Consider the following 24,871-nt stretch of genomic DNA (forward strand, 5'->3'; position numbering starts at 1 on the left):
GGCGACAGTAAGCCATGGCGGCGGTCATCGGCATCACGGGTTTCAATCCACGCCCCTGCGGGAGGGGCGACAGGGCGCGACGTTGCGGATCTCCATAGGCTACAAGGTTTCAATCCACGCCCCTGCGGGAGGGGCGACCTTCACGCTGGAGATGCGCCAGGTGCCGTTCGAGTTTCAATCCACGCCCCTGCGGGAGGGGCGACGCGCCCGCTGGACGGCGGTCAAAGCCAAGGGAGGGTTTCAATCCACGCCCCTGCGGGAGGGGCGACACCTCAACGCGGCGATCGCCGCGATGCAGGGGATGTTTCAATCCACGCCCCTGCGGGAGGGGCGACGCGCATTGGCGATGATGCCCCTCGACGCAACGAGGGTTTCAATCCACGCCCCTGCGGGAGGGGCGACCGTCGCCGGAGGTGGAGGTGCTGGCCTATCTGAAGTTTCAATCCACGCCCCTGCGGGAGGGGCGACGCGGAATCGCCCAGGGTGACCAGAAGGCGCAGGAGGTTTCAATCCACGCCCCTGCGGGAGGGGCGACTGGCCGTGTCGTTTATAATGGATATTCTGAACCCTGTTTCAATCCACGCCCCTGCGGGAGGGGCGACCCTACCGTGCGTCGCAGCAAGGCGAGTTTGGCAGTTTCAATCCACGCCCCTGCGGGAGGGGCGACTTGACCGGACGGTCGCGGGGTACACCTACAAGTCGTTTCAATCCACGCCCCTGCGGGAGGGGCGACTATCTGTCTGGCGTTTCTGCCCATCCCGCAGGAGTTTCAATCCACGCCCCTGCGGGAGGGGCGACCCTTGATCGTGATTTGTCGCCCAATGTTAGCAGTTTCAATCCACGCCCCTGCGGGAGGGGCGACCCCGCCGCCGCGCCGCACAACACGACAGGAAAATGTTTCAATCCACGCCCCTGCGGGAGGGGCGACTTCCGCTGCGCGCGATGGTCACGGCGTTTGCCGAGGTTTCAATCCACGCCCCTGCGGGAGGGGCGACCTCGCAGCGTCGCCGTTCGCGCCGAAGGAGGAATGTTTCAATCCACGCCCCTGCGGGAGGGGCGACCGGATACCTCGACGTTGCCCATGGCGTCGATATCGTTTCAATCCACGCCCCTGCGGGAGGGGCGACCGGAGCCGGACACCTCGGTCAGCGCCGGGGCGGTGTTTCAATCCACGCCCCTGCGGGAGGGGCGACGACGACGCCCTGGTGCGCGCCGGGTTCCCCGGCTGGTTTCAATCCACGCCCCTGCGGGAGGGGCGACGTTCTGTCAAAACGGGCTGAGATCGTCGGGGCCGAGTTTCAATCCACGCCCCTGCGGGAGGGGCGACTCGCCACCCGTGAAGCCCCGGTTAAATCGGCGTTGTTTCAATCCACGCCCCTGCGGGAGGGGCGACGGCTCCACTCTAACGCATGGAGACACAAAGGGAATACCGAACGTTTGCGCGAACCCGGCGGCGGGGCGGTCTTGCCGCCGGGTGTAGGGCCGGATTCTTCGGGATTTGTTCCATATTCACAATGTCCAAGAAGCATCGCGAACCTGCCGGGCCGGGCATGGCCGCTGGGGGTTCGCGCGGCGGCCGCGCCTTCCTAGAAGATCAGCGGTCCGTCGAGGTCGAGGCTGGGTTTCGCGCCGACGTGTTCCACCTTGTGCCGATTGCCGGAGCCGAGAAAGTAGAAGCGCAGGCTATCGCGTTCCGGGTCGATCAATCCGGTCAGGGCGGCGCGCAAAGAGGCCCACTGCGCCGGATCGACCTCGCACTCGAACACCGAGCATTGCACCCGTTGGCCGCGGTTCTGGCATGCCTTGGCGACGCGGCGCAGGCGGCGGCGTCCGGCGGCATCGGTGGTGCTGACGTCATAGGTGACGAGAACCAGCATGGCATCACCGTGCGATGAACGGGGGATAGGCGTCGAGGTCGCCGCGCAGCCGCATCGCCAGCAGGCGCGCCTGTGCATGCCAGAGCAGGCCGACGGCGCAGGTTTCCTCCAGAAATGGGTGGCGGATGTCTTCCGCCTTGCGTTTCTGGTAGGCGATGAGAACGGTCCGCCGCGCCTCGTCGGTCAGGGTCACCGCTCCGGCCTCGTCGGCCAGGAAGTCGCGCGCCCGCACCTGTCCGCGGTTGATCAGGCTTAAGACCAGCCGGTCGGCGAACCAGGCGCGGAATTCCTCGACCAGATCCAGGGCGAGACTGGGGCGCCCCGGCCTTTCCCGGTGCAGAAACCCCACCTGCGGGTCGAGGCCCACGCCCTCCAGCGCCGAGCGCGCATCGTGAGTGAGCAGGGTGTAAATGAACGACAGCAAGCAGTTCACCGCGTCAGTGGGGGGGCGGCGCACCCGTCCGGCAAAGGCGAAGGCCGGGTCTTCGTTGCGCAGCAGGGCGGGAAAGGCGGCAAAGTACACAGCGGCGGCGTCGCCCTCCACCCCGCGCAGGGCGTCGAGGCCGGGCGTGGCTTCCAACCGGCGCAGGGCGATGGCCAGGGCATGGATGGCGGCGGAGATGCGGCCCTCTGCGTCCGCCCCGTGGTCGCGCCGCGCCCGCAGCAGAACGCTGCGCTGGTTGGCGATCTTGCCGGTGAGGATGGATCGGGCGATGTCGGCGGAGGCCGCCGGGCCGTCGGCTGCGGCGTACTGGGCGCGGCGCAGGCGGACGTTGCCGGAAACCGGCCCCTCGACGCGGGCGAGGAAGCGCCCCTTCTCGGTCATCCAGGTCAGGGTGACTCCGGCCTCGGCGCACGCCCCGAGCAGGAAAGGACTGGCGGAGACCCGTCCGAAGCCGACGATGCCGTCCACGTTGTGCAACGGCACGCGGGTTTTGCCGCCTTCCTCCCGTGCGATCAGCACGCAGTCGCCGTCCTTCGACAGATAGCTGCCCTGCGAGGTGACGTAGAGGGTGTTGCCCAGGCGTTTCATGGCGGTTCCTCCGTCTCGGCAAGCTGGCGCGCCACGGCGCGGGCGGTCCAGGCGCGGGCGGAGCGCCCGGCCAGGCCGGGGCGGCAAATCTCCACCAGGGAACAGGCGGCGCATCGCGCATCGCCTGAGAGAGGCGGCGGCAGGGCGGGTTCGTGCAGCAAGGCGTGCAGGCGGGCGGCCAGATCCTCCACCCGGCGGCGCAGTTCCGGAAGGAAGGCCACCGCCTCGCGCCGCCGCGGTTTGCCGTAGAACAGGGCTCCTTCGGGAACCTCGACTCCCAGCATCTCCTCCAGGCAGAGCGCCTGCGCGCACAACTGGATGCGGTCGGCGTCGTGCGCCTTAGGCTTGCCGCGCTTGTATTCCACCGGGAAGGGCCGCCGGACGATTGCGCCGCCGGGCGCGGCCTTGCGGCGGAACTCCACCACGTCGGCGATGCCGGAGAGCCCCAGGCGGCGGCTGACGAGGCGCACGCCGCGCGCGATGCGCAGGTTCCCCCGCGTCTCGCCTTCGCCGGAATCGGCGCGCTCGTGCAGGATGCGCCCCTCGGCGGTGAGGCGGTTTTCCGCCCACGCCTGCTCCCCGTGGATCAGGGCGCACTGGCGCGGGCAGAAGGCCAGGTGTTGCAAGGCCGAAAGCGGCCGCAGATCGTCGTCTTCCGCATCCATCCCTCGGCCCTCCGCGGATCAGAAGCCTTCGAGTTCATCGGGCTTAAGTCCGTCCAATTTATCCAGGGTATAGGTGCCATCGGGGTTGACGTGCAGAGACCGATGCACCCTGGCGGAGGAGTACTGGCCGGATTTGCAATTGTGTTTCCACCAGAACACCCACAGCACCGCCATGCTGCCTTCGGGCCGAGCGGAGGACGCATCGTTTTCGAAGAGCTTGGGCAGGATCGCCTTGATCGCCTCGGCGTCGTCGTCGCTGAAGCCGGTGCGTTTCGCCAGTTGCGGGTTGATGCTGCCATAGGTGACGTAGAAGGCTTCGTTCTCGACACGATGTTTCATCCCCATGGTGTCGGAACTCTTCTTGCCTTCCTTGCCTTCCTTCTCATCGTTGTTGACGCTTTTGACGATCTGGTTGCTGGCGATGGAGATGGGTTTAACGCTGAAGGCAGACTGAATGGTGAGCGGCCCCCGGATCGGGATGGACACGCCATCGCCCGACTTGCTGCTATCTTCATCGCTATCTTTGTTCTTCTTGCCTTTGCCCTTGTTTTCGTAGGCGAAAAGTTGGCCGAAGGCGCGCACGTCGAACCATTTGGCACAGGCTTTTTCGGTGTTCTTCTTTTTTTCTTTGTTGTCATAGAGCGATTGGCCGAGAAGGGCTTCGGCCCGTGCCTTCAGGTGGGGAAAGTCGTCGTTTCTGCGGTCATCGGACTGCACGAAAATATCGAACCCACCTTCCTGCAAACGGTCGCGCAGCTTGCGCTTCAGGCAGACGTCGGAGATTTCGCCCAAGCCTTCATAGGTGACGCGCGGGCGGTTGCCGTCCAGAGGGTCGCCGTTGGGGTTGGCATTCTTCACGGAGATGATCAGGGCAAAGTCGATCTTGTGTTGCAGGGAGGTCATTCCTTGTCTCCTTCGGCATTGGTGGCGGCTTCGGATTTCTTAAGCAGAGCGCGGGTCTGGCAGCGGTAACCCAGCAGGAATTCGGGGCCGAGAGGGCTGTCGCCGATGAAATCGTCAGGGCGGAACTGATCGACGATTTCGTTCAGCAGCTTCTCCCGTTTGACCAGGAAACCAGTGTCGTTGTTTTGCAAACGTTTTTTGTAGGGCAGTAGGGCGAGTTCCAAACGGCGCCAAGTAGAAGCCGGATGATCGGCAAAACGCTGGAATAGGCGTGCGGCGTTTGTTGGCCGATTCTCGTCGGCATTTTTTAGAGCCATTTGTTCGATATTCTCGGCGACTGCCAGCAGACGACCGAACAGGTAGTCGCGGCTGGTTCGTTCGGTTTCAAGAGACATGGCGTATTCGTCCTTTTCCAGACGTAGTTGGGAGCCTTTGAAAACGGCGCAGGCGACATCGAGCGTAGCCTCCCACCTGTAGAGAGGGGCTTTCTTGGTCGTTTGCGGATGTTTGGCCGCCTTGCGAAAACACGACACCACGATGTCGTTCGGGATGGGGGTGCCGTCGATGATGCAGGGAATCAGGCGTTCTATGGTTGCGGCGATGGCTTTGTCGTCGGACTGCGAGCGTTTCTTTTTCGTATTGTCTGCGTCGGCCTCTTCTCTGCCGCCCCAGGCGGCTTCCGCGATTGCTTGCGGTGAGGGGGCGAAGGCCGTGGTGATAATAGGGATGGATTTGGTTTTCTTATCTTCCTGGGGCTTTGGAAAATACGTTTGCGGCCAAGCCAGCGCCGAATGCCAATTCCGCAGGCGTTGCAGAAATTCCGATCCCTTGAGTTCGCGATAATAGGTGATTGCCATGCGGCCGGTGGTCGCGGAGTCCAGACCCATGATCACGATGTCCTCGGAGGGGTCGTCAATGTCGCCGTAACCCGCCATGAATTTGTTCAGGCGGCGCGCATAGATCTGTCCGAGGTCGCGGGAGTGGTCTGTCGTGGCTTCCTCGGGAATGAGTGCCACCTCTTCCGGGGCGTCGTCGTCCCAGGATTTCCAATCGTCCAGTCCACCAAAGGGGGCGGGTATATCTTTTCCCGATACCGCCCAGGCGACGAATACCTGGTCGCCGTGGCGAAACCCTTGGTGCCCGATCAACCAACGCAAGGCGCTGTGCGCCTTCTCTGACGCTTCATAACCCACGACACACGCCTGGGCACCCTCTTTGTCGGTGAAACGTCCACGAAAGGTAAAGCCGCCCTCGTCGTTGGAAGAAATCAGTTTTGCGCCATCGGCGGAGTTGCGGATGCCGCGCGGATGCTTAGAAGTCAGAGGTACGGATTTTCCCGTAACCATGCAAAGGCCGGAGGGGAGAAGCGAAGGGTAATATTCGCTCCATCCCTGCAATAGATCCGGGTCGTCCCAAGTGCCGACGTTCGGATCGCCAGGGCTGAGTTCGATCTGCCAGCGGACAACGGCATCCTGGGGCGTTCGCTCGGAACCGACAGCCTTCCATATCGGCCATTGTTCCTTGTCCTTGCGGTCAGCCTTGAGTAGAAATTTTCCGTCCTGGGAGAACGGAATGACGCGGGGAGCCTTGTTCCGCAGATCGGCGATCAGGCACCCTTTTTCCGTATAGGCCAAGATCGCCTTGAGTTTCGGGTGAGGGAACGCTTCCACCCATCGGCGCAGTCCATCGACATAATCCTTGTGGGGTTGATCCGGCGTTTTTAGAAAGCCACGGGTGACTTTGCCGCTGAAGGCGCGGAAATCCCCGGCGACGTATTGCAGCTTGTCGGCCAAGGGATGGGGGGGCGGTTTGCTGCCAGAACGGCTGCCGGAATGCACAGTGCAGGGAATGCAGGTTTGGGCTTCCGTTTTGTCGATGACACGGGCGGCGACGAAGTCCCCCGCCGCGTTCAACGTCACCTCGATATGGACGGCGGCAAAGATGTGACCGACCGGGAGGGGGCGGCGGCCTTCGTTATCCAGCAGCGAATTGCCCTGCGCGGCTTCGTAGGTTTCGTAGAGTTTGTGAATCCAGCTCATGCTTCGGCCTCCTCGTACAGGCCCGGTTCCCGCCAGCCGATGAAGGTTTGGTCGGTTTCGAACTCCTTGGGGATCATCTTGCGGATGAAGCGGCGGGTCGGGCAGTCCTCGGGCCGGGGGAAGGCGATCTCGCCCGCCCGCATCACCGGCTGCCAGAAGCGGGCGTGCAGTTCGTTCTTGCCGGTTTCGTCCTCGTCCGGGTAGTCGAAGCCATGGAACATCAGGCCGAAGGAAACGTCCGGCGCGGCGGCATAGGGGCTTTCGCCCTCGCCGAAGGTGCAGGGTTCCACGTAGCCCTGGCATTCCCGCGTGCCGAGGAAGATATCCTGCCGTCCGCCGCGTTCCAGCATGCGTTTGGCGATGGAGAAATGCTTGCCGTCCACCCAGTCGTCGCGCAGTTCCGGGCGGGCCCGGTTCCATTCGAAGTGCGCCGCGACTTGGTATTCCACGTCGGCGAGGTAGGTGTAGATGGAGAGGTCGTTGCCCGGCTCGTGGTACTTCAGGGGCTTCACCCCCTTGGTCTGGGTGCGGATCGGCTTCATCACCCGCACCCGGTCGATCACCCAGGTCAGGCTGGGCTTCCAATAGATCGACTTGGCGACGCCCTTCAGCGCCTCGTAGGTGGGGATGGGATAAGAGCACTTCTCTCCGCCCACCCGCGTCAGCGGGTCGGTGAACAGGGCGAAGCGTCCCCGCAGGGTGAACGCGATGCTGTTTTTCGGCGTGGTGAATTCCAAGGGGGCCTCCCTAGGCTTCGAGGAAAGACAACGGTTCGACGGGTTCGTCGGAGAGGCCGAACTCCCGGCTGTAGTGCCGTTCGTCCAGCACCAGGATTTCGGCGTCGGGAATTTGTTGCAACGCTCCCTTTCCCAGCAGAATGCGTTTGCGGTTGGGGAACAGGTTGACCGAATAGCGTTGCGCGCGGCGCAACAGGGCGCGTCGTTGCTCCGGCGTGATCTCCGCCTGGAGTTCGGCGATGATTTTCTTTCCCGCGCCATAAGGAACGATGACGCCCTCGGTCGGTGCGTCGATTGTCTGGAAAGTCCGCGCGGCGGTCATGAAGGATTGCCGCAGCATCAGCGGGTGGGGCATGTTGCCGCCGTTCAATCCATTCTCCGCCAGGATTTCCAGCAGGGTTTCGTCGCGTCCGGTATCGGTGGGGTAGTCCATGTCGTTCCGGCAGTCATGGAAGGCGTATTTGAAGTATCGCACCATTGCCAAGGGGTGCAGCAGGCTGCCGCCCAGGCTCTCCGGGTCGGCGGCGAAGTCGCGCAGGACGCGGGCGGCGCATTCCTTGCCGCGCGCGATGTCGGGCAGGGGGGAGAGGTTTTCCGCTTCCGGCGTCACGATGTGGACGCGGCCTTTATCCGCCGCGCCGTTGCGGTTGCAGCGGCCCGCCGCCTGGGCGATGGAATCCAGCCCGGCGAGGAAACGGACGACGGCGCGGAAGTCGATGTCCACCCCGGCCTCGATCAACTGGGTGCTGATGCACAATACCGGGCGCTTCAGGTCCAGGCGCTTGCGCACTAGGCCAAGAATGCGTTTGCGGTGGTGCGCGCACATGTCGGTGCTGAGGTGGAAGACATCGCCCGGGCATTCCGTCCGGAGCGCGCGGTAAAGTTCCATCGCCGCCTTCTTGGTGTTGACCACGACCAGACAGTTGCCGAGGTCGCGGCACTCCGCCAGCGCGAGATCGGCGATTTCCGGCATGGTCATCGTTCGGTTGCCGGAGGTGTGGTCGATGATCTCCACCCGATCCAGTTCCTGGAAAAGTCGGTTCAGGTCGCCCATCATCTCCACCGGGGATTCGATGCATCCCTTCTCCGCGTCCACCTCGGTCAGTAGCGGCTGTGTCGCGGTGCACAGGACGACGCTGGACCCGCCCTGCCGCACCAGGAAATTCACCACGTTGCAGAAGAGGTGGATGCAGCGGATGGGCAGGGTCTGCGCCTCGTCGAACACGATCACCGCATCGCACAGGCGGGGCAGCCGCCGCGCGCCGCGCGTGCCGCCGCCGAAGGCCGCCTCCAGAAACTGCACCATGGTGGTGAAGATCACCGGCGCATCCCAGGTTTCGCCCAGATGCTTGCTGATCCAGGTGTCGCGTTCCGGTTCCAGGTTGGAGTGGTGTTCCAACACGATGCGGCCCGTGTCGTTGCCGGTTTCCAGCGCCCGACGCGCCGCAGCCGCGTTCTGATCGATGATCGAGGTATAGGGGATGACGTGGATGATCCGCTTCAGGCCATGCTTGCGCGCGTGATGCAAGGCGAAGCGCAGCCCCGCGTGGGTTTTTCCTCCGCCGGTCGGTACGGTGAGGGTGAAGAGGCCCCGTGCGTCCTCGGCATGGGCGCGACAATCGTCGGAAATCCGCCGCCGCAGGCGATTGACCCGGCCTTCGCCGGAAAAGCCCGCGAGGTGCGCCTCATGCCGCGCGATCAGCGCATCCCAGTCCGGCGTACCGTCGCCGCGCAGGTCGTGCAGGGTTGGGAATTCGAATGCGGCGCTGTCGAAGCGGTCGGCGTCCAGCAGGCATCCCAGAAGCATGCGCACCAGGAAGCCACGATCGAATGCGGCCAGACGTTTGTTATCGGTCGATTTGTATCGTGTGGTGATTTCCAGAAGCCGACCGTGAATTTCCTTCAATGCCGGTAGCATCCGCTGTTGCGCCTCAGCCACCAGTCCGGGCAGGTTGGCGAGGGCTGCCGCCAGATGGGTTTCCGATTGCGGTTTGCCGACGCGGCGGCGGAATTGGTCTTGCCCTTCCGGTGACAGGCAGTCGATCAGTCCCGAATGGTGAGAGGCCAGACACAGCGCCAGCGCCTGGGCGGCGGGCAGTGCTTGGTTCCCCTTTGCGACTCCCCGTTCCCATAGCCATTGCGCCGCAGCCGTCGAATGGTCGATTTTCCCCTTCATGCGGGCAGCATCGACGAAACCGTCGGAGTCTTGGTCCAGAGCGCCGGCAGCGGAACGCAGGTAATCGCGGAATTCCGGGCAGGCCTTGCCCCAGTCATGCAGCAGCCCCAGCAGGAACCCGGCCTGCGAAAGCCCCAGCGGCGCGGCGTTTTCCCCGGCCAGACGGGCGACGCCCGCGCAGTGGGCGGCGACGCTTTGTTCCACGCCGTCGCTTTTGCGAACGTGGGCGGGAAATCCGGTTACGTCCATTGCGGTTCCCCCCGGAACCTAAGGTATGGTTGTGCGCATGTTGCGCGTGTCCATCCTCCCCGAACAAGTGAAAGTTGCCGAGGGAACACCTCCACGATGGCGTATGGGGGTGACAAATCCGGTCTTGTGTAAGGGGGTGACCGATTCTGGCCGGTGGAGAAGGTAGAAGGGAACGAAGGCGGGGGAAGCGTGACGATGGCCATCGACCTTTACCGGAAAATCGCGGAGACCGACGGCGCATATGCCGGGGATGGGCCGGGGCGGCGGCATCTATTGCGGCAGGCGGCGGTCGAGGCGGCGGATTCCTGGCTGCCGCGTCTTTCTTCCATGCGGCGATCCTTGCTGGAAGTCTATCTTCTTTCTCCGATGGACCGGGTATCGCCCGAACGGGAGAAATGGCTGCGCTTGGCCCTGGCCGCCTAGTGCGAGGCGCGCTGGGACGGGGCGACGCGGCTGCCGCGCGATCCCGCGATCCTCCGGTTGTTGGAGAGCATCGCGCTGAACCGGGAGCTGCCGCCGGAGCCGCGGTCCGTGCCGAAGTGGCAATCGGCTCTGCAATGGGCGGTGGCGCTGTGCCTGATCTGTGGGGTCGCCGTCCTCCATGTGGAGCATACGCAGGAAAAGACGCGTCTGGCGGTGCAGCGCCGGAGCGAAGCCGTGTGGAAGCCACCGCAGCTCGGTGAATTTCTACGGCAGTCCCTCCCAGTGCTGCCGATGCGGGTTGACCAGTTCGGCGAGGGCGGGGGGCTCCAGAACCTCCACCGCGTCGCCCCAGGCCAGCAGATGCCAAGCCATTTCCAACAGTCCCCCGGCGCAGAAGCGGACGATGAGGGATCCGTCGGCCTGGGGTTCCCGTTCCTGCGCCGGGTGGAAGGTGAACTCGGCGGCGGTTTGCGCGGCATGGGGGGCGAAACGCCAGACCACTTTGGACGGCGGCTCGTGGAAGACCCCGAAGGCTTCGGCCGCATAGGCATTCAGGTCGAACGCGACGTTGCGGACGAAGGGTTCTCCGGTGGCCTCGGCGACGGTGATGTCGGGCAGGCTGAACAGTTGCGGACCCTTGCCGTTTCCATCGGCGCGCACCGCTACCAGGTAATGGCGATGTCCGTGCAGGAAGCCATAGGGGTGCAGGCGATAGGTTTGCAGGGCGCCGTCCCGCCGCGTGCGATAGCGCACTTTCACCGTGTCGCAGGCGAGCACCGCCCGGCGCAGGGTGTCGAGGATTTGCGGTTCGATCGGGCGTTTCGGGCCGGGGCGGGCGGCGATGCCCTCGGCCTCCATCAGGGCTTCGAGGTCGGGTTCGACTCTCCTTCGGATATCGGCCTTCATCAGGGATTTGATCTTCTGCGATAGGTCGCCCAACAGAACCGCGAGGTCGGGGCGGTTGGCGTCTTCCATCAGGTTGGCGGTGGCTGCCACCGCCGCCAGTTCGTCGGCGGAGAAGGCGATCAGCCGGTCCAGGGTGGCGGGGGGAATGCGCCAGCGTTTCTTCCGGTCGTCGCCCAGGATTTCTTCCGCCTGGGGGAAGGCGCGCAGCACCGCGTCGCGCATCCGCATCGCGGTGCGCCGCCCCACCGCGAAGCGCTCGGCGATGCCGTCCAGGGTCAGGCCGCCGCGCGCCGCCTGCATTTCCATCGCCAGCAACAGCAGGTTTTCGGCCTTCTCGTGACGCATGGCGCGCTCCCCCTCACCTGAGATGACCGATTGTGTCATGCACATGGTGCGAGATGAAACCGGGAAATCATCGCCATGCGGGAAAAATCATGACCGCTCCGGTTCATGCCCTGGAGGTTCGCGACGGCACCCTGCTGCTGGCCGATTGGCAGGCGGGGCTGGGCCGCACCTTGCGTGCCGATGGGCCTTATCCGCTGTCCTGCGCCGACGTGCCCGGCCACCCGTTGCTGGATGGGCAGGGGCGGCCCCTGGCCGGACTGCCGGATGCGGAACGCGCGGTTCTGGAGACCGTTCCCGAAGATATCCGCCGTCTGGCCGCCCCTTGCGGGCGTTTCCAGTGGCCGGCCCTGGAGGCGATGCGCCATGCGGACGGCTTTGCGGATTTCCTGCGGCAGGAGGCGTTCGGGGCGGGCTACGGCTTCGTTCTCGCCTGCTGGGCGCTGTCCGGCGTGCGGGTGCGTGGCCGCGGCGACCGTCTGTCTCTGGCTCGGCGGGCAATGGAAGACCCGCGCGCCGAACTGCTTGCCGACCTGGCCGGTCTGGCGCTGCCCGACGCCGCGATCGTGCGCCTGCTGGAGAGGGTTCCGGCGGCGGAGATCGATTATCCGTTGGTGGTGGCCTTGTCGCGGCTGTGCGGCGAGCAATCGGCACGGCGCGTCCTGTGGGAAATCCCGCGCCTGAGCGCCGATGGGGTGCGGGGCTTGCTGACCCTGCCGCCCTGGTTGCTGCGTCCGGCGGTGGCGCGCGCCGTGGCGGCGGGGGCGACGGAGCATCGCCTGCGGGGGCTGACGGGGGAGTTGGCCGATTTGAACGCGGTGGAGCGGGTCCGCCTGTTGCGCATGGTCCGGGGGGTGACGGATTGGCCGGACCTGGACCGGCGTTTGAGCGAAGGCGCGCGGCGCATCCTGAGATCGCGCCCCTTTCCCGTGCCGCCGATCCCCGGCGACCGCCTGTTGCAGCCGATCCGGGACGGCGACGACCTGGCGCGCGAGGGGCGCGACCTGTCCCACTGCGTGGCGGGCTATGCCTCCGAGGTGCGTTCCGGCCGGTGCTACTTCTATCGCTGGCTGGGCGAGGAGCGGGCGACGGTGGAACTGATCCTCGGCGAGGATTTCCGCTGGCGGCTGACCGAGGCCCTGGGGCCTTGCAATGCCGCGGTTTCGACGGCGACGTGGGACCGGCTCGAGGAACTGGTCGCCGCGCAGGCGGCGGCGCGCCCGCTGCTGCTGGAGACCTATGTCGCGGGCGGCATGTATTATGACGCGGGAGAGGCCTTGCGGCGGCTGGCCTGGGGAACGCCCCTGCGGCTGCGGCGGGAACCCGCCAATCCGCACGATCCCCTGGCGGTCGAAGTGCTGACCGAGACCGGCCTCAAGCTCGGCTACCTGCCGCGCGCGGTCAACCGCCAACCGGCGGAACTGATGGACCGCGGCGGCGCGCTGCGGGCGGGGGTGGTCAGGGCGGACGGTGTGTACGACATCCGCATCCGGGTGCAGGCGGCGTGAGCGTTCCGGCCGCGCCGCCGATCGCCCGGGGCGGAACAAAACATGACCGTTTCAGTCATGCCGTCATGTGCAGAATAGGGTATGCAGACGCCCTTTGCAGTCCCCGGATCGGATCGTATGCGCCCCGCCTGGTGGTGGAGCGGCACACGGCTTTGGGAGTTTCTTCCCGGCGGCGGGGTGCGCTTCTACTTGCCGTGGGGCCGGAGTTTCGGATGTTGGAGATGGACCGGCGCGGCGTGGGTGGAGGATGCCCCACCCGTGCCGGTGTTCGACCGGCGGGGGACCTGGTTGAATCCGGCGGGACCTTGTCACCAGGCCTGGCAGGATTCCTGCGCCGCGCGCGCCGTGTATTTTTCGGGCATTCCTTGGGCGGTGCGCGCCCGGGCGGCGCACGAGAGGGATTCCTGGGGTTTCCTGCTGAAGGAAGCGGCGCGGCTCTTCGGGGGGCGGCCCGCCGGGGAGCCGTTCGCAAAGAATGCCGGGCGTTTGGACCGGGCTTGTTGCCGGTCATGGGGACGGAAGCTGGGCCGGTGAGTCCGGATTACGAGCCGCGTTCCAGCCGCGCCAGCAGGTCCGCGGCGAAGGTGGAGAGGGTGTCGTCCCGCGCGCCCATCACCACGATGCGGTCGCCCGGGCGGGCGAGGCCGAGGAGGAAATCGCCGCAGGCCGGACGGCCGGGGAAGAAGCTCGCGCGGCGGCCGCGCGCCGCGACGCCCTGCACGATGTCGATGCCGGTGACGCTGCGCTCCACCGTGCCGCCGAAGTAGACCGGGTCCGGCATCGCCAGAACGTCCTCCGGCGCGAGGTGCGCGGCGAAGGTCTCGACGAAGCCCTCGCGCAGCAGCTTGAGCGGGCCGAAGCCGTGCGGCTGGAAGAGGATGAGCAGCCTGCCCGGGAATTCGTGCAGGGCGGCGAGCGTGGCGGCGATCTTGTCCGGGTTGTGGGCGAAGTCGTCGATCACCGTGACGCCGCCTGCGCTGCCCACGGTCTCCAGGCGGCGGCGGATGCCGGAAAAGCCCGCCAGAGCCGCGGCGGCGGCGCTCAGCGGCACGCCGCAGGCCTGCGCCGCGGCGAGGGCGGCGAGCGCGTTGGAAACGTTGTGGCGGCCCGGCACCTGCAAACGCACGGCGGCGGCGAGGCCGCCCGCAGCGCGCATGGTGAAGGCGATGCCGTCCGCGGCGGGGCGGATTTCCCCCGCCAGGAGGTCGGCGGCGGGGTCGGAAAGGGAGTAGGTGAGGCGCTTCGCCTGCGGCAGTTCGGCGGCGAGGCGCGCGGTCTCCGCGTTGTCGAGGTTGAGCACCGCAATCTCCGCCTTGGCGACGAAATCGCGGAACAGGGCGCGCAGCTCGTCCATCGACTTGTGGTCCAGCGCGATGTTGTTGAGCACCGCGACGCGCGGCGCGTAATGGGCGATGGAGCCGTCGCTTTCGTCCACCTCGGCGACGAAGAGGCCGCCGTCGCCGACCAGGGCGCTTGCAAAGGGCGTCTCGGCGGTGACGAAGTTGCGCATCACCGCGCCGTTCATCACCGTCGGGCGCAGCCCGGCGGCGTGCAGAATCCAGGCGGCCATGCCGGTGGTGGTGGACTTGCCGCTGGTGCCCGCGATGCCGACGGAGCGCGGCGCGGCGTTGAACAGCTCGGCCAGCAGCTCGGCGCGGGTGATCATCGCAGCGCCCGCGCGCCGCGCCGCCTGCACGTCGGGGATGGTCTCCTCCACCGCCGCGGAGGTGACCAGCACGGTGTCCGCTCCGGCGATGCCGCTGCCGTCCTGCGGGTGGAGCGCGACGCCGCGCCCGCGCAGGAAGGCGAACTTCTCCGCCAGCAGGCCCTGGTCGAGGGCGCGGTCGGAGCCTGCGACGGCGAAGCCGCGCTGCTGCACGATCAGCGCCAGGGGCAGCATGCCGCTGCCCCCGATTCCACAGAAAAAATAGTGCCTGTCGCCGTGCATGTGCGGAGGCTACAATCTGGCCGCCTAAGCGGCAAGCGGAATGGGAGGCGGCGACGATGCGGATAGGCGTGGTGGCTCCGGGAGGCCCGGTTGCCCCCGGATTGGAAACCCGGCTGGCGGCGGTGGTGGCCGCCCTGCCGCCGCATGCGCGGCCGGAAATCCGCTTTCACCCGCAGTGCTTCGCCGCCTCCGGCCACTTCGCCGGGGACGATGCGTTGCGCGCCCAGGCCTTCCTCGACGTCGCCAACGATGCACGCTTCGACGCGGTGTGGTTCGCCCGCGGCGGTTACGGTTCCTTCCGCCTGATCGAGACGGTGCTGCCCCGCCTCGGCGCGGCGGCGCGCGGCAAGATCTACCTCGGCTACAGCGACGTGGGGGCCCTTCTCGGCGCGCTCTACGGCGCGGGAATCGGGTGCTGCGCCCACGGGCCGATGCCGATCGACCTCGACCGCCCGGGCGGCGAGGCCGCGGCGCTGCGCGCGCTCGCCTTCCTCGCCGGGGACGATGCGGCGCTGGAGCCCGCGGCGGCGCGCCATGCTCCCGCCGCGGCCTTCAACATCACCATCCTCTGCCACCTCATCGGCACGCCCTGGCTGCCCGACCTCGCCGGGCACGCGCTGGTGCTGGAGGAGGTCAACGAGCCGATGTACCGCATCGACCGGGCGCTCGGGCAGATCGCCGGCGTGCCCGCGATCCGCCGCGCGGCGGGCATCCTGCTCGGGCGCTGCGGCGCGATCGTGCCCAACGATCCGGACTTCGGCCAGGGCGAGGACGAAGTGGCGCGTTTCTGGTGCGCACGGTCGGGCATTCCCTATCTCGGCCGCGCCGACATCGGCCACGATGCCGACAACAAGGTGGTGCGCTTCGGGGTCTGGTGAGCGTGGCCTAGGCCTCGAACGCCGCCGCGGTGACGCGGTTGCGGCCCGCCGCCTTGCTGGCGTAGAGCGCCGCATCGGCCTTGGCGATCAGCTCCGCCTTGGTGACGTCCCCCTGTGCGGGGCGCCAGGTGAGCACGCCCGCGCTCACCGTCACCGCGATCGGTCCCGCCGCAGTGGCGACGGGCGCATCGGCGATGGCGAGGCGCAGGCGGTCGGCGAGGTCCCCGGCATGGGGCTCTCCGGTTTCCGGCAGGATCACGGCGAACTCCTCTCCGCCGTAGCGGGCGCTGATGTCGGTGCGGCGGAACAGGCGCGGGCAGACGCGGCCGATCTCGCGCAGCACCTCGTCGCCCACCGGGTGGCCGTGGGTGTCGTTCACCCGCTTGAAGAAGTCGATGTCGAAAAGGATCAGCGACAGCGGGTGGCGGTAGCGCCGCGCCCGCTCCATCTCGCGGTCGAGGGTGCTGTGGAAGGCGCCCCAGTTCAACAGGCCGGTCAGCATGTCGTAGGTGGCCATCTCGATCAGGCGCTGTTCGTCGAGGAGCGCGCGGATCACCGGCTTGAGCAGCACCACCGCGGCGGCGAGGATGATCGAGGCGGCCACGCCCAGGGTGATCAGCAGGGTGCGCAGCTTGTCGCGGATCTGCTCGTAGAAGCCCTCCTGATCGACCACGGTGAAGAGGGAGAGGCCGGGGACGCCGGTGGCGGCGCTTTCGAGGACATAGCCGGGCTGTCCGCGTCCGGTGGTGAGGAAGAGGCTGAGCGCCGTCATCGCCGCTTCGTGGGCGGGCGGCGTCTGGCGGAAGGCGATGTCGGTGGAGCGGGAGGCGAGGGCGAAGCTCGCCATCGGGCGGTCGAGGGCGTCGATGGCCTGCTGTACCGCATCGGTGGCGGCGGCGATGACGTCGAAGCCGACGAGGCCGTAGCGCGCGTCGCGGATCGGCGAGCAGTAGGCGAAGCGCAGCGGCGAGGCCGTCATCGGCAGGGGGCGCGGCTCCGTCAGCGGCAGGGAGAGGCAGTCGGCGGCCAGGGTCTCCGGAATCGCCTCGCCGACCGAGAAGAGGAAGCGTCCATCCGGGGCGTGGCGCACGATGCCGACGATTTCCGTGCTGCTGCGCACCGCATCGGCGAGCTTGGGCGCGGCGAAGGCGGCCAGATCCGCGGCGCCGATGCGCCCCTGCAGGAAGTCGATCTGGCGGCTGCGGATGACGGAGCGGCTGGCCACCTGCGCCGCGAGGTCGCGGTGACGGGTGAACACCGCATCGACGGCGTGCATGCCGTCTTCCAGGTTGTGGGAAATCTGCGCGGCGAGGAAGCTCCGCAGCAGATCGGAGAGGGGGCGTATGCCGAACAGGTAGAATGTTGCGGAAATCAATGTGCCGGACAGGATAACCAAGGCGTAGACCGCCGAAATGGATCTCGGCCTCCTGCGTGGGCCGCCATGGTAATTCGATCCCATCATCGTGCGGTATCCCCGCCGCAATCCGTGGTGAGCCGGGAGCTTATTTATCGCTATTGTTTCTATATATGGAACCTCTGCGGGCGGTTTTCAGGGGTTGCGGCGAGGCTTTATCGCCTTTAGGTGGAATTTTTCTCAAGTGTGCATCGCCGGTGGACGCGCTACACTTCTCCATGGTGCGCGTGACACGGTGCGATTCTCCCTGCCGTGGCCGTCGTTTTGGAACGGGGGCATGATGTGGGGTTCCGAGGGAGGCCCCACCGCGCGCCATCCTCTCCGCCGCAAAAAAACACCCCCGCCGGGACCGGCGGGGGTGTTTGCCGTTGGTCTCCCCGGCGGCAAAAACCTGTGCCGGGGTGGTCCCTTCCGGATGACGTGAACGATGCCGCCGGCGATCTGCCCCGACGCGCCGCATGCGAGGGAAAATTGCGGGCAATTTTTGCAGGTGCCGATTCGGCAGACGATTTGACCGGCCCTGGACCCGCGGCGGGCGATCGCCAAAACCGCATGGGAGAGGGGAATCCTGCGAAAAATCCCACACTTTTGCGCGTTGACACGATTTTTCGTTTGCCGGATGATTTTAACGAAAGTTTTTTTCAGTAGATGAAATTTTATTTTGATAATTTCTTCCGCCGATACGTCTCTTCCTGCCCGGGAATGCCACCGGCAAAGGGTCTGCGGCTTGAAATAGAGAAAAGGAACAATAAGATCTCCGACGCACGGTCATGCGCAAGAACAATTGTAACAAAGGTTATGAGTAGAATATAACCGTTACTGATGGGAGGAATGCGATGTTCAAGAATAAGAAATCCCTGGTTATATGGCTTGGAATTCCAATTATTCTGCTTTTTATACCATGCCCGGCAGGATTGGATCCCAAGGCTTGGCATCTTTTCGCTTTTTATTGCGCTGCTATTCTCGGCCTGATTCTACGCCCGTTTTCCGAGCCTGTGGTGCTGCTGGTTGCGCTCGCCACGTACAGTATCGGCTTCAACGGGACAAGCATCGCGTTGGCCGGTTACGGCTCGGCCACCACATGGCTGGTGTTCGCGGCCTGCCTGGTGGGCAAGGCCTTCGTCGATACGGGGCTCGGCAGCCGCATCGCCTATTTCCTCATCGACAAATTCGGGTCCACGTCCCTGCGCCTCGGCTACGCCGCCGCGATCACCGACTTGATCATCGCTCCGGCGACTCCCTCCAACACGGCGCGCACCGGCGGGATCGTCTACCCGATTTTCCGCTCCATCGCGATCACGCTCGGTTCGGAGCCCGGACCCACGTCGAAAAAGATCGGCGCCAATCTCTCGTTGCTGTGCAACGCCGTCAGCCTGACCACGGCAAGCATGTTCATGACCTCCAGCGCGCCCAACCTCCTGGTGTTCAGCTTTGCCGTGAGCATTCTCGGCCTGAACATGTCGTGGGGCGAATACGCCTTGGCGGCCTTCCCCCCCTGCTTCGTGCTGCTGATGATTATCCCGCTGTTCTATAACAGGCTGGCCCGTCCGGAGTTGGATAAGATCGACAACAAGGTGCTGGCTGCGGAAGGACTCAAGAAGCTCGGTCCGACGAAAATTCAGGAAAAAGTCCTGGCCGCCCTCTTCGTCCTGGCGTTGATCCTGTGGGGCACCTCCCAGTGGACCAAGGTGAACAGCGGAGCCGTGGCGATCGCCTTCATCGCCGGCGTGCTCTTCTTCCGGGTGGTGGAATGGGACGATCTGCTCAAGGAAAAGAGCGCCTGGAGCACGATGATCTGGTACGGGGCGATCATCAGCCTGGCCACCGGACTGGCGAAGCTCGGTTTCTTCAAGTGGATCGGCAGCATCGTGGCGGCGCATATCTCCTTCGGCGGCCTGAATCCCGGCATGGTGATGGCGCTGCTGATTCTCTCCAGCCTGCCGTTGCGCTACATCTTCGCGTCCAATGCGGCGTGGGTCGGCACCATGGTTCCCGTGTACATGATGCTCGCCCAGGGCGCGCACGTGCCGCCGGCGCTGATCGCCGTGTCCCTGTGCTCCACCGCTTCGTTGGGGTGCTTCGTCACCCACTTCGGGCACGGCATGTCCGTCGTGCTGTTCGGCGCGGGCTATGTCGATCAGAAGACGTGGTGGATTCTCGGCGGCATCATGGCCGTGTTCGCCAACCTGCTGGTGCTGTCGCTGGGGATGCTTTGGTGGCCGTGCATCGGCATCTGGTGACGGCGGTTGCGCCGGTCGCTTCGGTTCACTGAGTCTGGAGTGAGGAACAAGCCATGAGTATGAACCTCTACACGACGGATGTTCTTGTTATCGGGTCCGGCTTTGCCGGAAACCGCGCCGCGCTGGGCGCCGCCGAGGCCGGGGCCGAAGTGCTCCAGGTGACGCTCGGCGGCGGCGGAAGCCCCAACATCATGGGGTTCAGTGCGGCCGTGACGGAGGGTGATTCGTCCGAGGTCATCTTCGACGATCTGATGAAAAGCGGCATGGGCATGAACTGCCCGGTGCTCGCCGAAACCTATGCCCGCGGCACCGACGAACTGATCGCGGACATGGAGGCCTTGGGGGTTCCGCTCAAGAAGGGCGACAAGGGGCGGTACGCGCCGCTGCATTCGCTGGGGACCGCGTTCCCCCGCCTTGTCCACCAGTATCAGTGCCTGACGGGGAATTATATCCAGCGGGCGTTGAACAAGGCGTTGCGGGCGCATCCCTCCGTCACCGTCCGCACCGGCACCTTCATTTCCGACCTGCTGGTGGAAGACGGCAGGGTGTACGGCGCCTGCGGCGTGGACGCGGCGACCGGCGAACTGTTGCTGTTCCGCAGCCGCATCGTGGTTCTGGCCGCGGGCGGCAGCGGACGCATCCACGCGTTCACCACCTACCCCGCCGACGTGAGCGGAGACGGCATGGCCATGGCCTACCGTGCCGGTCTGGACCTACAGGATATGGAACTGATCCAGTTCGAACCCTGCTGCTTCGTGGCGCCGGAGCGCATCCGCGGCTTCGTCAACCCCACGACCTTCTTCAAGATGGGCGCTACGCTCAAAAACGGCCGGGGAGAGGCGTTCATCGACGACTGCGCCTCTCTCCAGAAGGACGTTCTGTCCCGCAAGATCATCACGGAGGTCATCGAGGGGCGCGGCACACCTGCCGGGGGCGTCTATTACGACGTGACCATGATCCCCGAGGAAACCGTCAAGGTGACGCATTATGTCCATTATCAGCCCGCCCTCGAAGGCGGGGTGGACATTTGCCGCGAGGTTTCCGAAGTCGCGCCCGCGGCCCATTCGTTCCAGGGAGGCGCCGTGGTGAACCCCGATTGCAGCACCGCCGTGGACGGGCTCTACCTCTCCGGCGAAGTCATGGGCGGAATCCACGGCGCGAACCGCATGGGCGGGGATGCCGGGGGCGCCGCCCTGGTGTTCGGCAAGGTTGCCGGCCGCACCGTGGGCGGGGCATATGCGGAGCATCCCCTGCCGGAAGAGAGGCGCGTGCGCACCCTCGCCGCCGGTTTGGAGGACATGGCGCATGCCGCCGCCGGGCGGAAGGGCGAACCGCCCGCCGTGCTCAGGCAGCGGATTCAAGAGGTCATGCAGGCCCGCGTGGGCCTGATCAAAACCGAAGCGGGCCTCACCCGGGCGCTGGCGGAGTTCGAGGCGATGGAGGCCGATTTCGACAGGATCGGCGTGTCGTCGCCGCGGCAGGTGCGGGATCTGCTCTCGGTGCGGAACATGCTGCTGACCGCGCGCGCGATGGCGCTGTGTGCGCGCGAACGGCGGGAAACCCGCGGCGTGCATTATCGCGAGGATTTCCCCGAGCGCGATGACGCCGCATGGTTCGGCAGGAATGCCGTTGTCGGCATGGACGCCGATGGAGGCATGACGGTATCGGTCAGGAAGAATCGGGACTGAGCGCCATGGGGTGCCGGTGCGGGGCGTGCCTCTCCGCACCGGGATTTCCCGGACGCATCTCCCGGAAAGCTGGAGGCATCCGATGAAGATCACGCCGCTTTTTCAAGGATTCCCAGGGAAAATGACGACCGGGTATCTCGGTTGGAGCAGTGTCGTGCTGTTCGAACAGGATGGGAGGAAGGTGTTGTTCGACACCGGCGGCATTGATAAACGCGTTGACCTTTGCAGGGACCTGCATGCGGTCGGGGTTTCCGAGGATGAGATCGATATCCTTGTGGTCAGCCACTTCCACGTTGATCACGTTTATAATTTTGATTATTTTCGCAATGCCGAAATCTTGCTGCACGTGAACGAAATCGCTTATGCGGAAGAGGGGAAGGATCCCTGGCAGCCGAGCTATATGCTCGACGCCATCAAAAGAACGGGACGGCTGCGGGGGATCGAGGACGGCAGCATGGTCATCCCCGGACTCACCGCCCTGCACCTGCCGGGGCATACGCCGGGCTGCATCGGCCTTGCCGCACAGGCCGACGACGGCACTCTCACCGTGGCGACGGGAGATGCCGTCAAGACCCTGGCGGAAATGGCCACCGGACGGGCCCCCATGACCATCGACGCCGAGGCCACCCTCAAGAGCGTGAAGCGCGTCAGGGCGTTGGCTTCGACCGTCATCCCCGGTCACGACAGGATGTTGCGCATCGAACGGGACCGCGTCGTCGCAGTGTCGCCGACCACCCGGACGATCGTCATTCCCGCCGGTGTCGCGGACCCGGAACAGCCCCGTACCATAGAGCTGCGCCTGGAGCCGACATCCCTGCCGTTCGGCTTCGGCTGAGCGCCCCGGCGGGGACACCGCAGACGCGGGCTTGTCCGTCTGGAAAGACCTCGACCCGCAAGGCCTCGACCTTCCGGAACATCCACCGCGTTTACGCGCGAAGATCGCAAGTATCCTTATAGCCAGAGAGTGCCGATGGAAAAGAACACTATCAGAAGTCTGGATCGCGGGTTGGCCATCCTCTCCTGCTTCGACATCCACACCGAAAGCCTCGCGCTGAACCAGATCGCCGAAAGGGTCAATCTCTCGGTCGCGACGTCGCTGCGCTTCGTCAACGCACTGGTGGAATATGGTTTTCTGAAGAAGACCGACGGCAAACGCTATTCGCTTGGCATGAAAGCCTACATTCTGGGAGTGGTGGCGATGAGTCACTTCAAGATTCATCGGGTGGCACAGCCGATCATGACCGCCCTGCGGGATGAGACCCGCGAGGCGATCTCCCTTTACACCTTCGAAGACGAAGAAAGGGTCTGCTGCCAGCACGTCGAAAGCCTGTTGAGCATGCGCTGCGCGGTGCGCGTCGGGGAGCGGTTCCCGCTCTGGGCCGGAGCCTCCGGGAAGTGCCTTCTGGCCTATGCCGCGCCCGAGGTGGTGGAGCGGGAAATGGCCAAGCTGCATGCGATGACCGATTCCACCATCGTGGATAGGGATTCCTTCCTGAAGGAGTTGCAGCAGGTCCGGGAAACCGAGCAGGCCGTCAGCCATGGCGAACGGGAGCAGGGGATCGTGTCCCTGGCGGTGCCGATCTTCACTACCCGCAATCAGGTGGACTATGTCCTCTCCGTGGCTGCGCCGGCCAGCCGGGCGACGCCGGAGTTGGTGAGGAAGTACATCGCGTTGTCGAAGGACGCGGCGCGGAAGATCGCGCGGCAGATCTACGGCTGGTAAAGCCGCCGCGGAAAGCCCCGCGCCGGGACCGGCGGGGGGCTTTGCCGTTGCCTAGGCGGAGCGCACCCCGGCGAGGAATTCCTCGACCACGCCCTTCAGCGCCACCGCCTCCTCGGACAGCGACTGCGAGGCGGAGAGCACCTGTTGCGAGGCGGCCCCGGTTTCGCCCGCGGCCTGGTTGACGCCCTCGATGTTCTGGGCGATCTCCTGGGTGCCCGAGGCGGCCTCCGCCACGTTGCGCGCGATTTCCGCGGCGGCGGCGGACTGTTCCTCCACCGCGGCGGCGATCGCCGAGGAGATGTTGTTGATCTCCGCGATGCGCGAGACGATGCCGCCGATCGCCACCACCACCTCTTGCGTCGCGGTCTGCACCGACGCGATCTGGGTGCTGATCTCGTCGGTCGCCTTGGCGGTCTGGTTGGCGAGGTTCTTCACCTCGCCCGCGACCACGGCGAAGCCCTTGCCCGCGTCGCCCGCGCGCGCCGCCTCGATCGTGGCGTTGAGCGCCAAGAGGTTGGTCTGGCTGGCGATGTCGTTGATCAGGCTGACCACGGTGCCGATGTGGGCGGAGCTTTCCGCCAGGCCGCGTACCGTCTCGTCGGTGCGGGAGGCTTCCTCCGTCGCCAGGCGGCTGATCTGGTTGGCCTGCTCCACCTGGCGGCCGATCTCGGTGACCGAGGCGGCCAGTTGCTCGGCGGCGGAGGCCACGGTCTGCACCGAGGCGGAGGCCTGCTCCGTCGCCGCGGCGACGGCTCCGGCCTGGCGGCTGGTCTGTTCGGCGCTGGCGGAAAGGCCCTGCGCGGTGGCGTCCATTTCGGTGCAGGCGCCGGAGACCACTTCGAGAACCCCGGAAACCCTGGCGTCGAAGTCGCGGGTCAGCGCCTCGATCGCCGCGGCGCGCTTTATCTGGACGGTGCGCGCCGCCTCCTGTTCGGCGGCGAGGCGGTCCGCCTCGATGGCGTTCTGCTTGAACACCTCCACCGCGGCGGACATCGCGCCGACCTCGTCCCTGCGGCCGTGCGCCGGAATCTCGATGCTCTTGTCGCCGTCGGCGAGGCGGCGCATCGCCTCGGTCATCGCCATCAGCGGCGTGCCGATGCCGTTCTTCATCGTCAGCCCGGCGCCGATCGCCAGCAGCACCGCGACGCCCGAGATCACCAGCGTCTGCAGCAGCGCGGCGGCGCGGATTTCTCCGGCTTCCTGGGCGGAACGGCTTGCGCCTTTCTCGCTCGCGTTCACCACGGTCTCGATCGCCTCGGACATCTTCAGGTAGGACTCGCGGGAGGCGTTGAGTTGAACGCGCGCCTCCGCGTCGCGGTCCTCCCGCGACAGGGCGAGAATGCCGTCGAGCGTGGTGTTGTAGGCGGTGTAGCGGTCCTGGAACTCCTTGAACGCCGTCTTGCCCTGCGCGGTTTCGGTCAGTCCGCCGAGGGCGGCGGCGGCTTCGCCCACCTTCTTGCGGTAGGAGGCGTTGAGTTCGTCCAGGGTTTTGTATTCCTCCGCGCTGTCCGCGACGACGTGCATGTATTCGCTGGCGCGTTGCGCGGTCAGCAGGAATTCCAGCTTGCGGGCGGCGGAAGCGGCGGGCATCCAGTGCGTGCCCAGTTCGTCGGCCGCGGCGCCGAGGCGGTTCAGGTGCTGCAGGGAGAGGCCGCTCAAGGACGCGACCAGCAGGGTGAGGAGGGAGAAGACGATCAGGAGTTTCCTCCCGATACGGAGATTGTCGAACCAGCGCATATTCGGCCCTCAGAGCAGGGCTCCGGAACCGTCCGGAGCATTTATGTGACGTTTCTTTCATGAAACTCGTGCGCCGCGAGTCGCGTCAATTAGAAACTGCTGAAAAAGAGACCTTGCACGTTGTAATTTGAGAAGAGTCAAAAAACTCCATGGCTTTTTGAAGGCTAGCGCGCATACGTTTGTATGCGCCCAGGAAAGAACAATTCCAGGTCGTGTTTCACGCGGTTTCCCGCGGGGCGTTGCCGTGGTCTTTGCGGGTGGGGCGTGGGGCGGGGCGGCGAGTCGTGATGGAAACACCCCCTGGGTATGGGGGTGTTTTTGGTGTTTGGGGGGATAAGGGGTCGGGTTTTAGAGGTGGTAGGTGACGCGCATGACGCCCCAGGGT

The 24,871-nt window shown here is 65.7% G+C and carries 19 protein-coding genes and 1 CRISPR repeat array (1 of these 20 cut by a window edge); of the genes, 8 read left to right on the top strand and 11 right to left on the bottom strand.

The genetic code is table 11. The annotated features are described in order from the left end of the window. Positions 1-1,393: a CRISPR direct-repeat array (repeat unit 32 nt; unit sequence GTTTCAATCCACGCCCCTGCGGGAGGGGCGAC); it begins 2,941 nt to the left of the window's first position. A 193-nt stretch (positions 1,394-1,586) separates the two neighbouring features. From cas2 to O7R11_RS14570, 7 genes are read right to left on the bottom strand one after another with little or no spacing between them, the layout of a single operon-like run. Next, positions 1,587-1,877, bottom strand: a complete 291-nt coding sequence (cas2, locus tag O7R11_RS14540; RefSeq protein WP_337998263.1) for a CRISPR-associated endonuclease Cas2 — start codon at positions 1,875-1,877, stop codon at positions 1,587-1,589. A 4-nt stretch (positions 1,878-1,881) separates the two neighbouring features. Further along, complete coding sequence (cas1c, locus tag O7R11_RS14545; protein WP_337998264.1) at positions 1,882-2,910, bottom strand: type I-C CRISPR-associated endonuclease Cas1c; 1,029 nt, start codon at positions 2,908-2,910, stop codon at positions 1,882-1,884. Beyond that, entirely contained in the window at positions 2,907-3,575 is a 669-nt protein-coding gene (cas4, locus tag O7R11_RS14550) for a CRISPR-associated protein Cas4 (RefSeq protein WP_337998265.1), read from the bottom strand. Before cas4 ends, cas1c begins: the two co-directional genes overlap by 4 nt. Before the next feature lie 18 nt (positions 3,576-3,593). Next, complete coding sequence (gene cas7c, locus O7R11_RS14555) at positions 3,594-4,478, bottom strand: type I-C CRISPR-associated protein Cas7/Csd2 (RefSeq protein ID WP_337998266.1); 885 nt, start codon at positions 4,476-4,478, stop codon at positions 3,594-3,596. Beyond that, the gene (gene cas8c / locus O7R11_RS14560) at positions 4,475-6,517 is read right to left on the bottom strand and encodes a type I-C CRISPR-associated protein Cas8c/Csd1 (protein WP_337998267.1); all 2,043 of its coding nucleotides are present in this window, start codon (positions 6,515-6,517) and stop codon (positions 4,475-4,477) included. Before cas8c ends, cas7c begins: the two co-directional genes overlap by 4 nt. Continuing rightward, positions 6,514-7,254: a type I-C CRISPR-associated protein Cas5c gene (cas5c, locus tag O7R11_RS14565; protein WP_337998268.1), complete on the bottom strand. Its 741-nt coding sequence runs from the start codon at positions 7,252-7,254 to the stop codon at positions 6,514-6,516. The genes cas8c and cas5c overlap by 4 nt, the downstream gene beginning before the upstream one ends. Positions 7,255-7,264: 10 nt before the next feature. Further along, positions 7,265-9,679 carry a CRISPR-associated endonuclease Cas3'' gene (locus O7R11_RS14570; RefSeq protein WP_337998269.1) on the bottom strand — a complete coding sequence of 805 codons (2,415 nt, stop codon included), beginning with the start codon at positions 9,677-9,679 and terminating at the stop codon, positions 7,265-7,267. Between the two features lie 195 nt (positions 9,680-9,874). On the opposite strand from O7R11_RS14570, the gene O7R11_RS14575 reads away from it, so the two are divergent. Beyond that, complete coding sequence (locus tag O7R11_RS14575) at positions 9,875-10,102, top strand: hypothetical protein (protein ID WP_337998270.1); 228 nt, start codon at positions 9,875-9,877, stop codon at positions 10,100-10,102. 264 nt (positions 10,103-10,366) lie between these two features. Here the strand turns inward: O7R11_RS14575 and O7R11_RS14580 are convergent, their stop codons facing one another. After that, complete coding sequence (locus O7R11_RS14580; RefSeq protein WP_337998271.1) at positions 10,367-11,353, bottom strand: helix-turn-helix transcriptional regulator; 987 nt, start codon at positions 11,351-11,353, stop codon at positions 10,367-10,369. A gap of 89 nt (positions 11,354-11,442) precedes the next feature. Here O7R11_RS14580 and O7R11_RS14585 point away from each other — a divergent pair, with 89 nt between their 5' ends. Continuing rightward, the gene (locus O7R11_RS14585) at positions 11,443-12,858 is read left to right on the top strand and encodes an HIRAN domain-containing protein (protein ID WP_337998272.1); all 1,416 of its coding nucleotides are present in this window, start codon (positions 11,443-11,445) and stop codon (positions 12,856-12,858) included. Between the two features lie 541 nt (positions 12,859-13,399). Here the strand turns inward: O7R11_RS14585 and O7R11_RS14590 are convergent. Then, entirely contained in the window at positions 13,400-14,806 is a 1,407-nt protein-coding gene (locus tag O7R11_RS14590) for a UDP-N-acetylmuramate--L-alanine ligase (protein WP_337998273.1), read from the bottom strand. A 56-nt stretch (positions 14,807-14,862) separates the two neighbouring features. On the opposite strand from O7R11_RS14590, the gene O7R11_RS14595 reads away from it, so the two are divergent. Then, positions 14,863-15,684 carry an LD-carboxypeptidase gene (locus O7R11_RS14595; RefSeq protein ID WP_337998274.1) on the top strand — a complete coding sequence of 274 codons (822 nt, stop codon included), beginning with the start codon at positions 14,863-14,865 and terminating at the stop codon, positions 15,682-15,684. A gap of 7 nt (positions 15,685-15,691) precedes the next feature. Here the strand turns inward: O7R11_RS14595 and O7R11_RS14600 are convergent, their stop codons facing one another. After that, entirely contained in the window at positions 15,692-17,080 is a 1,389-nt protein-coding gene (locus O7R11_RS14600; protein ID WP_337998275.1) for a GGDEF domain-containing protein, read from the bottom strand. Between the two features lie 438 nt (positions 17,081-17,518). Between O7R11_RS14600 and O7R11_RS14605 the strand changes: the two genes are divergently transcribed. The 5 genes from O7R11_RS14605 (at position 17,519) to O7R11_RS14625 (ending at position 22,749) form a co-directional block, all read left to right on the top strand. Further along, positions 17,519-17,746 carry a hypothetical protein gene (locus tag O7R11_RS14605; protein ID WP_337998276.1) on the top strand — a complete coding sequence of 76 codons (228 nt, stop codon included), beginning with the start codon at positions 17,519-17,521 and terminating at the stop codon, positions 17,744-17,746. Positions 17,747-17,934: 188 nt separating this feature from the next. Then, entirely contained in the window at positions 17,935-19,338 is a 1,404-nt protein-coding gene (locus O7R11_RS14610; RefSeq protein WP_337998277.1) for a DASS family sodium-coupled anion symporter, read from the top strand. Positions 19,339-19,391: 53 nt separating this feature from the next. Further along, positions 19,392-21,026, top strand: coding sequence for an FAD-binding protein (locus O7R11_RS14615; protein ID WP_337998278.1), 1,635 nt, complete (start codon positions 19,392-19,394; stop codon positions 21,024-21,026). A gap of 82 nt (positions 21,027-21,108) precedes the next feature. Further along, the gene (locus O7R11_RS14620) at positions 21,109-21,861 is read left to right on the top strand and encodes an MBL fold metallo-hydrolase (protein ID WP_337998279.1); all 753 of its coding nucleotides are present in this window, start codon (positions 21,109-21,111) and stop codon (positions 21,859-21,861) included. 135 nt (positions 21,862-21,996) lie between these two features. Next, positions 21,997-22,749 (top strand): IclR family transcriptional regulator, encoded by a 753-nt coding sequence (locus tag O7R11_RS14625; protein ID WP_337998280.1) that lies wholly within the window; start codon positions 21,997-21,999, stop codon positions 22,747-22,749. A 51-nt stretch (positions 22,750-22,800) separates the two neighbouring features. Here O7R11_RS14625 and O7R11_RS14630 read toward each other — a convergent pair whose 3' ends face one another. Then, positions 22,801-24,486 carry a methyl-accepting chemotaxis protein gene (locus O7R11_RS14630; RefSeq protein WP_337998281.1) on the bottom strand — a complete coding sequence of 562 codons (1,686 nt, stop codon included), beginning with the start codon at positions 24,484-24,486 and terminating at the stop codon, positions 22,801-22,803. Positions 24,487-24,871 lie beyond the last annotated feature (385 nt).

The organism is Oleispirillum naphthae, from assembly GCA_027864655.1.
Classification (GTDB): domain Bacteria; phylum Pseudomonadota; class Alphaproteobacteria; order Rhodospirillales; family Rhodospirillaceae; genus Oleispirillum; species Oleispirillum naphthae.